This is a genomic window from Streptomyces sp. NPDC007907 (genome assembly GCF_042959365.1).
GTDB lineage: Bacteria > Actinomycetota > Actinomycetes > Streptomycetales > Streptomycetaceae > Streptomyces > Streptomyces indiaensis.
On sequence record NZ_JBIBKR010000001.1, the window covers coordinates 353,669 to 367,722 of the forward strand.

General features: G+C 68.5%; 14 protein-coding genes. 3 read left to right on the forward strand and 11 right to left on the reverse strand.

Translation table 11 applies throughout. The features are described from left to right. Nucleotides 1-141 precede the first annotated feature (141 nt). The 3 genes from ACFZDI_RS01600 to ACFZDI_RS01610 all read left to right on the forward strand — a co-directional run bounded on the left by ACFZDI_RS01600 (nucleotide 142) and on the right by ACFZDI_RS01610 (nucleotide 3,920). Nucleotides 142-1,335: a histidine kinase gene (locus ACFZDI_RS01600; RefSeq protein WP_391247042.1), complete on the forward strand. Its 1,194-nt coding sequence runs from the start codon at nucleotides 142-144 to the stop codon at nucleotides 1,333-1,335. Further along, entirely contained in the window at nucleotides 1,332-1,973 is a 642-nt protein-coding gene (locus ACFZDI_RS01605) for a response regulator (protein WP_391247044.1), read from the forward strand. Before ACFZDI_RS01600 ends, ACFZDI_RS01605 begins: the two co-directional genes overlap by 4 nt. A 123-nt stretch (nucleotides 1,974-2,096) precedes the next feature. Continuing rightward, nucleotides 2,097-3,920 (forward strand): glycosyl hydrolase family 18 protein, encoded by a 1,824-nt coding sequence (locus ACFZDI_RS01610; RefSeq protein WP_391247046.1) that lies wholly within the window; start codon nucleotides 2,097-2,099, stop codon nucleotides 3,918-3,920. Nucleotides 3,921-4,020: 100 nt separating this feature from the next. Here the strand turns inward: ACFZDI_RS01610 and ACFZDI_RS01615 are convergent, their stop codons facing one another. The 11 genes from ACFZDI_RS01615 to ACFZDI_RS01665 form a co-directional block, all read right to left on the reverse strand. Further along, nucleotides 4,021-4,467, reverse strand: coding sequence for a DUF2550 family protein (locus ACFZDI_RS01615; protein ID WP_391247048.1), 447 nt, complete (start codon nucleotides 4,465-4,467; stop codon nucleotides 4,021-4,023). A gap of 130 nt (nucleotides 4,468-4,597) precedes the next feature. Then, nucleotides 4,598-4,975, reverse strand: a complete 378-nt coding sequence (locus ACFZDI_RS01620; protein WP_391247050.1) for a F0F1 ATP synthase subunit epsilon — start codon at nucleotides 4,973-4,975, stop codon at nucleotides 4,598-4,600. 117 nt (nucleotides 4,976-5,092) lie between these two features. Further along, nucleotides 5,093-6,529 carry a F0F1 ATP synthase subunit beta gene (atpD, locus tag ACFZDI_RS01625; RefSeq protein ID WP_221756779.1) on the reverse strand — a complete coding sequence of 479 codons (1,437 nt, stop codon included), beginning with the start codon at nucleotides 6,527-6,529 and terminating at the stop codon, nucleotides 5,093-5,095. Between the two features lie 3 nt (nucleotides 6,530-6,532). Next, nucleotides 6,533-7,447 carry a F0F1 ATP synthase subunit gamma gene (locus ACFZDI_RS01630; RefSeq protein WP_358561126.1) on the reverse strand — a complete coding sequence of 305 codons (915 nt, stop codon included), beginning with the start codon at nucleotides 7,445-7,447 and terminating at the stop codon, nucleotides 6,533-6,535. 20 nt (nucleotides 7,448-7,467) lie between these two features. Further along, on the reverse strand, nucleotides 7,468-9,057 hold the full coding sequence (gene atpA / locus ACFZDI_RS01635; protein ID WP_358561123.1) for a F0F1 ATP synthase subunit alpha: 1,590 nt from the start codon (nucleotides 9,055-9,057) through the stop codon (nucleotides 7,468-7,470). A 126-nt stretch (nucleotides 9,058-9,183) separates the two neighbouring features. Continuing rightward, nucleotides 9,184-9,999: a F0F1 ATP synthase subunit delta gene (locus tag ACFZDI_RS01640; protein ID WP_234848496.1), complete on the reverse strand. Its 816-nt coding sequence runs from the start codon at nucleotides 9,997-9,999 to the stop codon at nucleotides 9,184-9,186. Further along, nucleotides 9,996-10,544 carry a F0F1 ATP synthase subunit B gene (locus ACFZDI_RS01645; protein WP_053670586.1) on the reverse strand — a complete coding sequence of 183 codons (549 nt, stop codon included), beginning with the start codon at nucleotides 10,542-10,544 and terminating at the stop codon, nucleotides 9,996-9,998. Before ACFZDI_RS01645 ends, ACFZDI_RS01640 begins: the two co-directional genes overlap by 4 nt. Before the next feature lie 38 nt (nucleotides 10,545-10,582). Next, entirely contained in the window at nucleotides 10,583-10,822 is a 240-nt protein-coding gene (locus ACFZDI_RS01650; RefSeq protein WP_053670587.1) for an ATP synthase subunit C, read from the reverse strand. Between the two features lie 66 nt (nucleotides 10,823-10,888). Then, nucleotides 10,889-11,659 carry a F0F1 ATP synthase subunit A gene (gene atpB / locus ACFZDI_RS01655; RefSeq protein ID WP_234848509.1) on the reverse strand — a complete coding sequence of 257 codons (771 nt, stop codon included), beginning with the start codon at nucleotides 11,657-11,659 and terminating at the stop codon, nucleotides 10,889-10,891. Between the two features lie 273 nt (nucleotides 11,660-11,932). Further along, a complete protein-coding gene (locus ACFZDI_RS01660) occupies nucleotides 11,933-12,370 on the reverse strand; it encodes a hypothetical protein (protein ID WP_391247054.1) in 438 nt (145 codons plus the stop codon). Nucleotides 12,371-12,668: 298 nt separating this feature from the next. Then, nucleotides 12,669-14,015: an MraY family glycosyltransferase gene (locus ACFZDI_RS01665; RefSeq protein WP_234848498.1), complete on the reverse strand. Its 1,347-nt coding sequence runs from the start codon at nucleotides 14,013-14,015 to the stop codon at nucleotides 12,669-12,671. Nucleotides 14,016-14,054: the final 39 nt, after the last annotated feature.

A 14,054-nucleotide genomic window follows, 5' to 3' on the forward strand; every position in this document is an offset into this window, starting at 1 on the left:
CTCGGTCACCCTTCCAGGCTCCCGTCCGGCGCGGCCAGGTTCGTCGTCGCGACTGACGAAAGCGCTGTACATCGAAAGATGCAGTCGGGGACCCTCCGCGGGGATCACGCCCGGCGCGCGGCGGCCGTGTTGGATGGTGACATGCCCGTACGACTCCCCCGCCCACGCCGCTTCGACGTGTACATCGCCCTGGGCAGTCTGCTGGGCGGGTTGCTGCTGTGGGCGCTCGGGCTGGCCACCCGCCCCGCCACCGAGGTGTACGTGCTGCTGCCGGGCCGCTGGCCGGTGCTGCTGCCGCTGTGCGTCATGGCCGGCTGCGAGCTGCTGCGGCGCACCGCCCCGCTCATCGCCCTGCTGACGGGCACCGCCGCGATCGTCCTGGACCTCCTCACCCAGGGCAACCTCGTCACGATCCTGATGTACACGGACCTGATGTACGCGGCCGTCCTGTACGGCCCGCCCGCCTCGGCGCACCGCATCCCGCGGATCACCGGGCTGCTGACCGTGGCCGGCGCCGTCGTGCCGTTCGCGGTCTGGCGTGAGCCCGAGGCGCTGCTGATCGGCGTGGCCACCGGTCTGGTCGCCTTCGGGCCCGCGTCCACCGGACTGATCGTGCGCAACCATCGCCAGGCCGCCGACGCGGCCCGGTTGCGCGCCGAACAGACCGCGCTGCTCGCCGAGATGGACCGCGTCCAGGCCGTCACGGCCGAACGCGCCCGGATGGCCCGGGAACTGCACGACATGGTCGCCAACCATCTGTCCGCGATCGCCATCCACTCCACCGCCGCCCTGTCCCTCGACGATCCGAAGACCTCTCAGGACGCGCTCGTGGTCATCCGCGAGAACAGCGTGGAGGGGCTCGCCGAGATGCGGCGGCTGATCGGCATCCTGCGCGACAGCAGCGGCGACGTGGAACCGTCCGCCGCTCCCACGCTCGACGGCCTCGCCGCGCTGGTGGACGGCGCCCGCACCAACGGCCTCGACGTCACCCTCGACACCGAACGGAGCGAGGTCCCCGCCCCCGTGGAACTCGCCGCCTACCGCATCGTGCAGGAGTCGCTGACCAACGCCCTCAAGCACGCCGCCCCGGGCCGGGTCACCGTGTCCCTCGCTCGGCGGGACGGCTCACTCGTCGTCAGCGTGACCAGCCCGTACGGGGACCGGGACGCCCCGCGCGCCCCCGGCTCCGGCTCGGGTCTGGTCGGCATGAGGGAACGTGTGGCCCTGCTGGACGGCACGTTCGAAGCCGCACCCGAGGACGCGCCGCAGGGCAAGATCTGGGCCGTGCGCGCCACCCTTCCCGTCGACGACACCCTCGAAGGAGACACCGCATGATCCGCGTTCTGGTCGCCGAGGACCAGTCCGCCGTCCGCGCCGGGCTGGTCCTCATCCTGCGCAGTGCGCCCGACATCGAGGTGGTCGGCGAGGCCGCGGACGGCGAGCAGGCGGTGGCGCTGGCTCGCGAGCTGCGACCGGACCTGGTGCTGATGGACGTTCAGATGCCGCGCATGGACGGGGTGTCGGCGACCCGGCAGGTCGTGGCGGAGCGGCTCGCGGACGTGCTCGTGCTGACCACGTTCGACCTCGACGCGTACGTGTTCGGGGCGCTGCGGGCGGGCGCGTCCGGATTCCTGCTGAAGAACACCGAGGCCAAGCAGCTCCTGGAGGCCGTGCGGACGGTCGCGCGCGGGGAGGGTCTGATCGCCCCGGCGGTGACGCGGCGGCTGATCGAGGAGTTCGCCGCGAAGCCCGCCCGGGAGCCCGCGGCCGATCCGGCGGTGCTCGACCAGCTGACCCGGCGGGAGCGCGAGGTGCTGGCCTGTCTCGGCGAGGGCCTGTCCAACGCGGGCATCGCGGAGCGGCTCGACATGGCCGAGGCGACCGTGAAGACCCACGTCAGCAGGCTGCTCGGGAAGCTGGGGCTGCGGAGCCGGGTGCAAGCGGCCGTGCTCGCGCAGGAGTTGGGTGTCTGAGGGAGTCCGGTGCGCGGTGGTCCAGACCTATTGACCGGTGGTCCAGACCTTTCTATTCTCACCGCACCATGTGTGGCGTGAGGCTCAGTCACGCCCCCCACAACTCCATCGAGGAGGCGCAGCATGCGCTTCAGACACAGAGCCGCGGCAGGGTTCGCGACCCTGTTGCTCCCCTTCGCCGGTCTCGTCGGCCTGGCGAGCCCGGCCCAGGCAGCCACGTCCGCCACCGCCACCTACGCCAAGACCCAGGACTGGGGCTCCGGCTTCGAGGGCAAGTGGACGGTGAAGAACACCGGCACCACCGCCATCAGCTCCTGGACCGTCGAGTGGGACTTCCCCTCCGGCACCTCGGTCACCTCCTCCTGGGACGCCGACGTCACCTCCTCCGGCACCCACTGGACCGCCAAGAACAAGTCCTGGAACGGCAGCCTCGCCCCCGGCGCCTCCGTCTCCTTCGGCTTCAACGGCTCCGGCACCGGCTCCCCCGCGAACTGCAAGCTCAACGGCGGCAGCTGCGACGGCGGCACCACCGAACCGGGTGACAGCGCGCCGAGCGCCCCCGGCACCCCCACCGCCTCCGGCATCACCGACACCTCGGTGAAGCTGTCCTGGTCCGCCGCGACCGACGACAAGGGCGTCAAGAACTACGACGTCCTGCGCGACGGCACGAAGGTCGCCACCGTGACGACGACCTCGTACACGGACACCGGCCTGACCAAGGGCACGGACTACTCCTACTCGGTCCAGGCCCGGGACACCGCCGACCAGACCGGCCCGGTCAGCGGCGCCGTACGGGTCCGCACCACCGGCGGCACCACCGAGCCGCCCACCGGCGACAAGGTCAAGCTCGGCTACTTCACCGAGTGGGGCGTCTACGGCCGCAACTACCACGTCAAGAACCTCGTGACGTCGGGCACCGCGTCGAAGATCACCCACATCAACTACGCGTTCGGCAACGTCAAGAACGGCCAGTGCACCGTCGACGACACCTACGCCGCCTACGACAAGGCCTACACCGCCGACCAGTCCGTCAGCGGCACCGCCGACACCTGGGACCAGCCGCTGCGCGGCAACTTCAATCAGCTGCGCCAGCTGAAGGCCAAGTACCCGCACATCAAGGTGCTGTACTCCTTCGGCGGCTGGACCTACTCCGGCGGCTTCGGCCAGGCCGCGGCCAACGCCGCCGCCTTCGCCAAGTCCTGCAAGGCCGTCGTCGAGGACCCGCGCTGGGCCGACGTCTTCGACGGCATCGACATCGACTGGGAGTACCCGAACGCCTGCGGCCTGAGCTGCGACACGTCCGGTCCGGCGGCGTTCAAGAACCTGATGTCCGCGCTGCGCACCGAGTTCGGCCCGAACTACCTGGTCACCGCGGCCATCACCGCCGACGGCTCCTCCGGCGGCAAGCTCGACGCGGCCGACTACGGCGGCGCCGCCCAGCACCTCGACTGGTACAACGTGATGACCTACGACTATTTCGGCGCCTTCGACAAGGACGGCCCGACCGCCCCGCACTCCCCGCTCACCTCGTACCCGGGCATCCCGCAGGCCGGCTTCAACTCGGCCGACGCGATCGCCAAGCTCAAGGCGAAGGGCGTCCCCGCCAAGAAGCTGCTGCTCGGCATCGGCTTCTACGGCCGCGGCTGGACAGGCGTCACCCAGTCCGCCCCGGGCGGCTCTGCGACGGGCGCGGCCCCGGGCACGTACGAGGCGGGCATCGAGGACTACAAGGTCCTGAAGAACTCCTGTCCGGTGACCGGCACCATCGCCGGCACGGCGTACGCGCACTGCGGCAGCAACTGGTGGTCCTACGACACCCCGTCGACGATCGCCGGGAAGATGAGCTGGACCAAGAACCAGGGCCTGGGCGGCGCGTTCTTCTGGGAGTTCAGCGGCGACACCGCCAACGGAGAGCTGGCGACCGCCATCGACAGCGGCCTGAAGTAGGCCGGATCACAGAGAAGTTCGAAGGGTCGTAGACCCTGGGCGACATTGACGCTCCCCCAGACTTCGTCCGGGGGGACCCCCACCCAGCGGGTGGACGTGGCTACGCCACGTTCACCCGCTGTCCGGGCGGGGCTGCCTCAAGCCACGCGAGGAAACCGGTCAGCGCGTCTTCGCTCATCGCGAGTTCGAGACGCGTGCCCCGGTGCAGACAGGCCAGGATCACATGGTCGGAGAGCAGCGCCAGCTCCTCCTCGCCCTCCGGGACCCGGCGGCCGGCCACCTCGATCGCGGACCGCTCCAGGGTGCGGCGCGGACGCGGCGAGTACGAGAAGACGCGGTACCACTCGACACGGTCACCGTTGTACCGGGCCACCCCGTACGCCCAGCCCTTGCCGCTGGTGTCGCCCTCGGCCGGGGCGTCCCAGCGCAGGCTGGCGTCGAAGGTGCCGCCGGAACGCTGGATCAGCCGGCGGCGCAGACCGAAGACGAACAGGCCCACCACCACGAGGGCCACCACGATTCCGCACACAGTCAGAGCGAGGACCATCGACACCGACCTCCTCGTCTCCTAGGTAACGGAACGTAAAAATCACCCACATCCGCCTCAGCCGCGGCTGGGTCCGGATGTCTCCGGTACCCAGCCGCGGCTGAGTGACGTCATCACACGGCGGACGGGGTCAGCGCGCCGCCGTCGCAGCCCGCAGACGGACGTCCGCGCGGCGCTGGGCCTCCGTGTCGTCCTCCGCCTTCGCGCGCTCGAGCTCCTGCTCCGCGCGCTGGACATCGATCTCGTCCGACAGCTCGGCGACTTCCGCGAGCAGCGAGAGCTTGTCGTCCGCGAACGAGATGAAACCGCCGTGGACCGCGGCGACGACCGTCCCGCCGTCGCTCGTGCGGATGGTCACCGGGCCCGACTCCAGCACACCGAGCAGCGGCTGGTGACCGGGCATGACGCCGATGTCGCCGGACGTGGTGCGCGCGACGACCAGGGTGGCCTGGCCGGACCAGACCTCACGGTCGGCCGCGACCAGCGCGACGTGCAGCTCAGCAGCCAAGGGTGGCTCCTCGGGTCACCACCCGGCGGGAGTGCCGGGTGTTGGTTACAAGTCTAATGGGCGTGAATGAGGGGGCGGGACGAACCCCGCCCCCTCATGACTCGAGCGCAGCCCGGGTCAGGAGACGCCCAGCTCCTTCGCGTTCTTCTTCAGGTCCTCGAGACCACCGCACATGAAGAACGCCTGCTCCGGGAAGTGGTCGTACTCGCCGTCGCAGATCGCGTTGAACGCGGCGATCGACTCGTCCAGCGGCACGTCCGAACCGTCCACGCCGGTGAACTGCTTGGCGGCGTGGGTGTTCTGGGACAGGAAGCGCTCCACGCGACGGGCACGGTGGACGACGAGCTTGTCCTCCTCGCCGAGCTCGTCGATACCGAGGATCGCGATGATGTCCTGCAGGTCCTTGTACTTCTGCAGGATGTTCTTCACGCGCATCGCGGCGTTGTAGTGCTCCGCCGAGATGTACCGCGGGTCGAGGATGCGGGACGTGGAGTCCAGCGGGTCCACGGCCGGGTAGATGCCCTTCTCGGAGATCGGACGGGACAGAACCGTCGTCGCGTCGAGGTGGGCGAAGGTGGTGGCCGGGGCCGGGTCGGTCAGGTCGTCCGCGGGGACGTAGATCGCCTGCATCGAGGTGATCGAGTGACCACGGGTCGAGGTGATGCGCTCCTGGAGGGTGCCCATCTCGTCGGCCAGGTTCGGCTGGTAGCCCACCGCGGAGGGCATACGGCCGAGCAGGGTCGACACCTCGGAACCGGCCTGGGTGAAGCGGAAGATGTTGTCGATGAAGAACAGCACGTCCTGCTTCTGGACGTCACGGAAGTACTCCGCCATCGTCAGGCCGGCCAGGGCCACGCGCAGACGGGTGCCCGGGGGCTCGTCCATCTGGCCGAAGACCAGCGCGGTCTTGTCCAGAACGCCGGACTCTTCCATCTCCGCGATGAGGTCGTTGCCCTCACGGGTGCGCTCGCCGACGCCCGCGAAGACGGAGACGCCCTCGTGGAGGTTGGCGACACGCATGATCATTTCCTGGATCAGCACGGTCTTGCCGACACCGGCACCACCGAACAGACCGATCTTGCCGCCCTTGACGTACGGGGTGAGCAGGTCGACGACCTTCAGGCCCGTCTCGAACATCTCGGTCTTCGACTCGAGCTGGTCGAACGCGGGGGCCTTGCGGTGGATGGACCAGCGCTCGCCCTCATGGGTCTCGTCGCTGTTCAGCACCTCACCGAGGGTGTTGAACACCTTGCCCTTGGTGAAGTCGCCGACGGGGACGGTGATGCCCGCGCCCGTGTCGGTCACCGGGGCCTGGCGGACCAGACCGTCGGTGGGCTGCATGGAGATGGCGCGGACCAGGCCGTCACCCAGGTGCTGGGCGACCTCCAGGGTCAGCGTCTTCTTCTCGCCCGCGAGCGCCGGGTCGGCGACCTCGACGTGAAGGGCGTTGTAGATCTCCGGCATCGCGTCGACGGGGAACTCCACGTCGACGACCGGGCCGATGACCCGCGCGACGCGGCCCGTCGCCGTGGCCGTCTCAACAGTGGTGGTCATTTGTCAGTCACTCCCCGCGGTCGCGTCGGCCAGGGCACTGGCGCCACCGACGATCTCGCTGATTTCCTGGGTGATTTCGGCCTGGCGGGCCTGGTTGGCAAGCCGGGTGAGCGTCTCGATGAGCTCTCCGGCGTTGTCGGTGGCCGACTTCATCGCGCGCCGCGTGGCGGCGTGCTTGGAGGCGGCCGACTGGAGCAGCGCGTTGTAGATGCGGCTCTCGACGTAGCGCGGCAGCAGGGCGTCGAGGACGTCCTCCGCCGAGGGCTCGAAGTCGAACAGCGGGAGGATCTCGCCCTTGGGCTTGGCCTCCGCCGCCACCTCGTCGAGGCTGAGCGGCAGCAGCCGGGCCTCGATCGCCGTCTGCGTCATCATCGAAACGAACTCGGTGTAGACGATGTGGAGCTCGTCCACGCCGCCCTCCGCCGTCTCCGTCTCGATCGCCTCGATCAGCGGGGCCGCGACCTTCTTGGCGTCCGCGTACGACGGCTCATCGGTGAAGCCCGTGAACGTCTCCGCGATCTTGCGCTCGCGGAAGTTGTAGTGGGCGACACCACGGCGGCCGACGATGTAGTTGACGACCTCCTTGCCCTCGGCCTCGAGTGCGGCCGTGAGCTTCTCCGCGGCCTTGATGGCGTTGGAGTTGAAGGCGCCGGCCAGACCTCGGTCGCTCGTCAGGAGCAGGACCGCGGCACGAGTCGGGTTCTCCGGCTCCGTCGTCAGCGGATGCTTGGTGTTGGATCCGCCGGCGACCGCCGTGACCGCGCGCGTGAGCTCGGTCGCATACGGGGTGGAGGCCGCCACCTTGCGCTGCGCCTTGACGACGCGCGAGGCGGCGATCATCTCCATCGCCTTGGTGATCTTCTTGGTCGCGGTGACGGATCGGATGCGACGCTTGTAGACCCGGAGCTGGGCTCCCATGAGTCAGGTCCCTTCCGTCGTCACTTGCCGGCAGCCGGGGAGTCCTCGCCGAGCAGCTTGCCGTCGGAGGTCTCGAACTGCTTCTTGAACTCCGCGATGGCGTCGGCGACGGCCTGAAGGGTGTCGTCGGACATCTTGCCGCCCTCGCGGATGGAGGTCATCAGACCCTGCTCCTTGCGGTGCAGGTAGTCCAGCAGCTCCTTCTCGAAGCGGCGGATGTCGGCGACGGGGACGTCGTCCATCTTGCCGGTGGTGCCGGCCCAGACGGAGACGACCTGGTCCTCGGTGGCCATCGGCTGGTACTGCGGCTGCTTCAGCAGCTCGACCATGCGCTGACCGCGCTCCAGCTGCGCCTTGGACGCGGCGTCCAGGTCGGAACCGAAGGCGGCGAACGCCTCCAGCTCACGGAACTGGGCGAGGTCCACGCGCAGACGGCCGGAGACCTGCTTCATCGCCTTGTGCTGGGCGGAACCACCGACTCGGGAGACGGAGATACCGACGTTCAGCGCGGGGCGCTGACCGGCGTTGAACAGGTCCGACTCCAGGAAGCACTGGCCGTCGGTGATGGAGATGACGTTGGTCGGGATGAACGCCGAGACGTCGTTGGCCTTCGTCTCGACGATCGGCAGACCGGTCATCGAGCCGGCACCCATCTCGTCGGAGAGCTTCGCGCAGCGCTCCAGCAGACGGGAGTGCAGGTAGAAGACGTCACCCGGGTAGGCCTCACGGCCCGGCGGGCGGCGCAGCAGCAGCGACACGGCGCGGTAGGCGTCGGCCTGCTTCGACAGGTCGTCGAAGATGATCAGGACGTGCTTGCCCTGGTACATCCAGTGCTGGCCGATGGCCGAACCGGTGTACGGCGCCAGGTACTTGAAGCCGGCCGGGTCGGACGCCGGGGCGGCGACGATGGTCGTGTACTCCAGCGCGCCGGCCTCCTCCAGAGCGCCGCGCACGCCGGCGATGGTGGAGCCCTTCTGGCCGATGGCGACGTAGATGCAGCGGACCTGCTTGTTCGGGTCGCCCGTGCGCCAGTTGTCGCGCTGGTTGATGATGGTGTCGACGGCCAGGGCGGTCTTGCCGGTCTGGCGGTCACCGATGATCAGCTGACGCTGGCCACGGCCGATCGGGGTCATCGCGTCGACGGCCTTGTAGCCCGTCTCCATCGGCTCGTGCACCGACTTGCGGACCATGACACCCGGAGCCTGCAGCTCCAGAGCGCGGCGGTCCTCGGTCTCGATCTCGCCGAGGCCGTCGATCGGGTTGCCGAGGGGGTCCACCACGCGGCCGAGGTAGCCCTCGCCCACCGCGACGGAGAGAACCTCACCGGTACGGGAGACCGGCTGACCCTCCTCGATGCCGCTGAACTCGCCGAGGACGACGCAGCCGATCTCGCGCTCCTCGAGGTTGAGGGCGAGACCGAGGCTGCCGTCCTCGAACTTCAGCAGCTCGTTGGCCATGACCGAGGGCAGGCCCTCGACCTTCGCGATACCGTCGCCGGCGAAGGTGACCGTACCGACCTCCTCGCGCGAGGCCGCGTCCGGCTTGTACGCCTGGACGAAGTTCTCCAGCGCGTCCCGGATCTCCTCCGGCCGGATCGTGAGCTCCGCCATCTGGGTTCCCTGCTCTCCTTGTTGGGCCCGAAGTTTCACTTTGGGGGTCTGGGGGCGACCCCCAGGATTCTTCTGCACGGCCCAACCAGGGCCGTCGTAAGTACGTTGTGCCTATTGAGTTGCTGCTCAGCCGGCGAGCCGGCGGCTGGCGTCCTCGATGCGGTCCGCGAGGGAGCCGTTGATGACCTCGTCGCCGACCTGCACCCGGATACCACCGAGGACCTCGGGGTCCACGTCCAGGTTGAGGTGCATGGTGCGGCCGTAGAGCTTCGCGAGGGCGGCGCCCAGGCGCTGCTTCTGCGGGTCGCTCAGCGGCACCGCCGAGGTGACGATGGCCACCATGCGGTCCCGGCGCTCGGCGGCGAGCTTGGACAAGGACTCGAGTCCCGCCTCCAGGCTACGTCCCCGCGGCGCGGTCACAAGGCGCGTGACCAGACGCTCGGTGGTCGGCTGGGCCCGGCCGCCGAGGAGGCTGCGCAGCAGCTCGCCCTTGGCCGAGGTGGTGGCCTTGCGGTCGGTCAGCGCGGCGCGCAGCTCGGTGCTGCCGGAGACGATCCGGCTGAACCGGAACAGCTCGTCCTCGACGTCGTCGAGCTTGCCGGCCTGCTGGGCGGCCGTGAGGTCGGCGATGTTGGCCAGCTCCTCCAGCGCGTCCACCAGGTCGCGCGACTGCGACCAGCGGGAGCGCACCATGCCGGCGACCAGGTCGGCGGCGGGGCCGCTGACCTGGGTGCCGAGCAGACGCCGGGCCAGCTCGGCCTTGGCCTCTGCGGCCTGCGCCGGGTCGGTGAGGACCCGACGCAGCGACACCTCGCGGTCGAGCAGCGCGGTGACGGCGGCCAGCTCGTCGGCGAGCGAGCTCGCGTTCACGGACGTGGAGTCCGTCAGCGCGTCGAGACGCTCTCGTGCGGCTGCCAGGGCCTCGCGGCTCGCTCCGTTCATCGTCCGGCCTCGGCCTTCTCCTCGAGCTCGTCGAGGAACCGGTCGATCACGCGGCTCTGGCGGGCGTGGTCCTCGAGGGACTCCCCGACGAGCTTGCCGGCCAGGTCGGTGGCGAGCTTGCCGACGTCCTGGCGCAGCGCGGACGCGGCGACCTTGCGGTCGGCCTCGATCTGGGCGTGACCGGCGGCGACGATCTCCTCGCGCTGCCGCTGGCCCTCGGCCCGCATCTCGGCGATGAGCGCGGCACCCTGCTCCTGCGCCTCCTGGCGCAGGCGCGCGGCCTCGTGCCGGGCCTCGGCGAGCTGTGCCTTGTACTGCTCAAGGACGCTCTGGGCCTCGACCTTCATGGTCTCGGCCTCTTCGATACCGCCTTCGATCGCCGCGCGGCGCTCCTCCAGAACCTTGTTGATGTTCGGAAGCAGCTTCTTCCAGAAGAAGAAGAACACGATGGCGAAGGCGATGGTGCCGACGAGCAGCTCGGGGCCCGGAGGAATGAGCGGGTTCTGCTCTTCCTCGGCCGCCAGCTGCACCAGGTTGGCGATCACATCAGTGCCTTTCGTCGAAACGTGTCGGTAGGGAAGTCTTACTTCGTACCGAACACGAACGGCATGACGATGCCGATGAGGGCCAGCGCCTCACAGAAGGCGAAGCCGAGGATCTGGTTGGCGCGGATCAGGCCGGCAGCCTCGGGCTGACGGGCGAGAGCCTGGGTGCCGTTACCGAAGATGATGCCGACGCCGATGCCGGGGCCGATAGCCGAGAGGCCGTAACCGACGGAACCGATGGAACCGGAGACAGCGGCGAGGGTCTCAGTGGCAGCCATGCTGAATCTTCCTTCTCTTAACGGACCGGTGGGGGTTGGCCACCGGACGACGGGGGGTGGTGGGGCTCAGTGGTGCTCGGCGAGAGCGCCCTGGATGTACGTGCAGGCGAGGAGTACGAAGACGTACGCCTGGACGGCCTGCACGAAAAGCTCGAAGCCGATCATGGCGATGGTCATCACGAAGGAGACGCCGGCCGCCGGGATCATCCAGCTGTTCAGCAGGTACCAGGAGGCGACGGTGAACATGACCAGCATCAGGTGACCGGCGAACATGTTCGCGAACAGTCGCACGGCGTGCGTGAACGGCCGGACGAGCAGGTTCGAGAAGAACTCGATGACCATGACCAGCGGCAGCACCGGGCCGAGCGACTTGTCGTAGCCGGTGACGTTCTTGAAGAACCCGACGAAGCCGTGCCGCTTGAAGGTCAGGGAGACCCAGGTCACGTAGACGATCACGGCGAGGACCGCCGGGAACGCGATGATCGACGAGACCGGGAACTGCGCGAGCGGGATCACGGACCAGATGTTCATGATCCAGATGAAGAAGAACAACGAGACCATGAACGGGACGTACTTCTCGCCCTCCCGCTTGCCGAGGGTCTCGTAGACGATGCCGCGGCGGACGAAGTCGTAGCCGGCCTCACCGACCATCTGCAGCTTGCCCGGCACCACCTTGGCCTTGCCGAAGGCCGCGTAGAAGAAGCCGATGACAAGGACGGTGGTGATGATGGCGAGCAGCATCACCTTGTTGAACTCGTACCCCCCGACCGTGGCGATCGGCTTGAAGAGGAACGAGTGCAGGCCCGGAGCCGGAAAACCACACCCGTTGTCGGACATGATCCGACAGCTCCAGTCAAAGGCGAGCTGGGTCTGGTCAGCACTCACCGCGGGCTCCTTCGGCGTGACGCATGTGTACGGCAACCTCGTTGTGTCGGCGCGGCGCGCAGCCGCGGATCGGCACCGGACTGGTGTTACGGATGTGAGAGCGGCTGGGGGGCATCGAGCCTCGCGTTCGAGCAGGCGTCAGCTCAGATGCCCGCGCCCGCGATGCCGCAGTTGGCACCGGACGATAGCAGGAGTTCCTACTGCCCTTTATCGCGCCCCTACTCGTCACGACGACGGTCCGGTCTCCTCGGGCTTCTCGCTCTTCGCGGAGTCCGGGTCGATGTAGAAGATCTTGGCCTTCATATGCGCACGAGCCTGCGCAGCCATCCACACGACGGTCGCGATGACGAGCCCGAGGGCGAACGTCTTCGGGTTGAAGAGAGAAGTTTCCTTGAAGACAGCAGCGAAGATCAGAAGCAGCAGCAGCTGAGCGCCATAAAGCATCAGGCCCATGGCCTGGAACAGCTGCGGGAGCGTTTTTGCCGTCCACTGAAGAACGAACAGGCCGATTCCCATGAAGAGGATGGCCAGTACGACGCCGACGGCCGCTCCGATAGCCCCCTTACCTCCGGCCACCACACCACTGACGGCGACCACAACAGCACCGGCAGCCGCTGTGGGCACAGCGCACTGCAAGAGGTTCCGGGCGTCATTGGACGGCATGGCGGCAACTCCGCTTTCGCAGGGGGCAGGGGTGTCGTCATGGACGAGCGTAGTCCCGGGCTGAGTGGAGACCTCACACCAATGGACCGTCGCACTACGGTCCTTCGGCTCTATCCGGGGGGTTCTCGTGAACCGTATCACAAACTATTTGATGCAGTCTTTACCTGACGGTGTGCGGACAGTCACACATGAGGGTGAACCTGCGCGTCTGAGCGAGAACCGCGCCGGAATGTCTGGTATTGGGGCGCTTCGCACCACCATCACCATCCCACGGTTTGGCAATGCTCTAGTCAGATTCTTACCTTGTCCCGGCCTTGCGCCGGTCGGCCAGCCGCGAACGGGGGCCGATGGCGGTCGCCCCGTTGACGCCGGCGACCCCGGACACCACCGGGGTGCGGTTCTCCGCCCCGGCCAGGGCGTGCTGGTCGGCCGTGGACGCCGGCGTGGAGGCCTCCGGTGACAGCGCCGCCACCGAGCCACGGCGACGGTAGCGCGGCGGCACGAAGCGCTCCATCCAGCGCGGAGCGCGGGGCGTGAAGCGCGGCAGCAGGAGCAGGATCAGACCGATCGCGCTCAGGAACACCACACCGAGCACGATCCACATGGACGCCGAGTTGACCGAGTAGGCGAGGGCGCCGAAGGCGATCAGCGCCGACCAGAAGTACATGATCAGCACCGCGCGGCTGTGCGAGTGGCCGATCTCCAGCAGCCGGTGGTGCAGGTGGCCGCGGTCGGCGGCGAACGGGGACTGGCCCCGCCAGGTGCGGCGCACGATCGCCAGGATCAGGTCCGCGGCCGGCACCGCGATGATGGTCAGCGGCAGCAGCAGCGGGATGTAGACGGGAACCGTCTGGTGCACGGCCTCCTTCTCGGAGCCCACGTACAGGTTGAGCGCGTCCGGGTCGACCTGCCCGGTGACGGAGATCGCACCGGCGGCCAGGACCAGGCCGATCAGCATGGAGCCCGAGTCGCCCATGAAGATCCGGGCCGGGTGCATGTTGTGCGGCAGGAAGCCCAGGCACATGCCCATCAGGATCGCCGAGAAGAGGCTGGCCGGGGCGGCGGCCTCGATGCCGTACGAGTACCAGATGCGGTAGGCGTACAGGAAGAACGCCATGGCCGCGATGCAGACCATGCCGGCGGCCAGGCCGTCCAGGCCGTCGACGAAGTTGACCGCGTTGATGGTGATGACCACCAGCGCGACCGTGAGCAGGGTGCCCTGCCACTGGGTGAGCGCGACCGAGCCCACACCCGGGATCGGCAGCCACAGGATCGTCAGCCCCTGCACGACCATCACACCCGCGGCGATCATCTGGCCGCCCAGCTTGATCAGGGCGTCGATCTCGAACTTGTCGTCCAGCACACCGATCAGCCAGATCAGGGCCGCCCCGGACAGCAGCGCCCTGGGTTCGTTGGACGTCTCGAAGACCTGGTTGAGGTTGGTCAGGTGGTCGGCGACCAGCAGGCCCGCGCACAGGCCGAAGAACATCGCGATACCGCCGAGGCGCGGAGTGGGCTCCCGGTGCACGTCACGTGCCCGGATCTCCGGCATCGCTCCGGCCACGATCGCGAACTTCCGTACCGGCCCTGTCAGCAGATACGTCACCGCGGCCGTGATGCAGAGCGTCAGGAGGTATTCACGCACGGGCTTCCCCACAGGTCTCGCTGGCCATCTCAGCCCCAC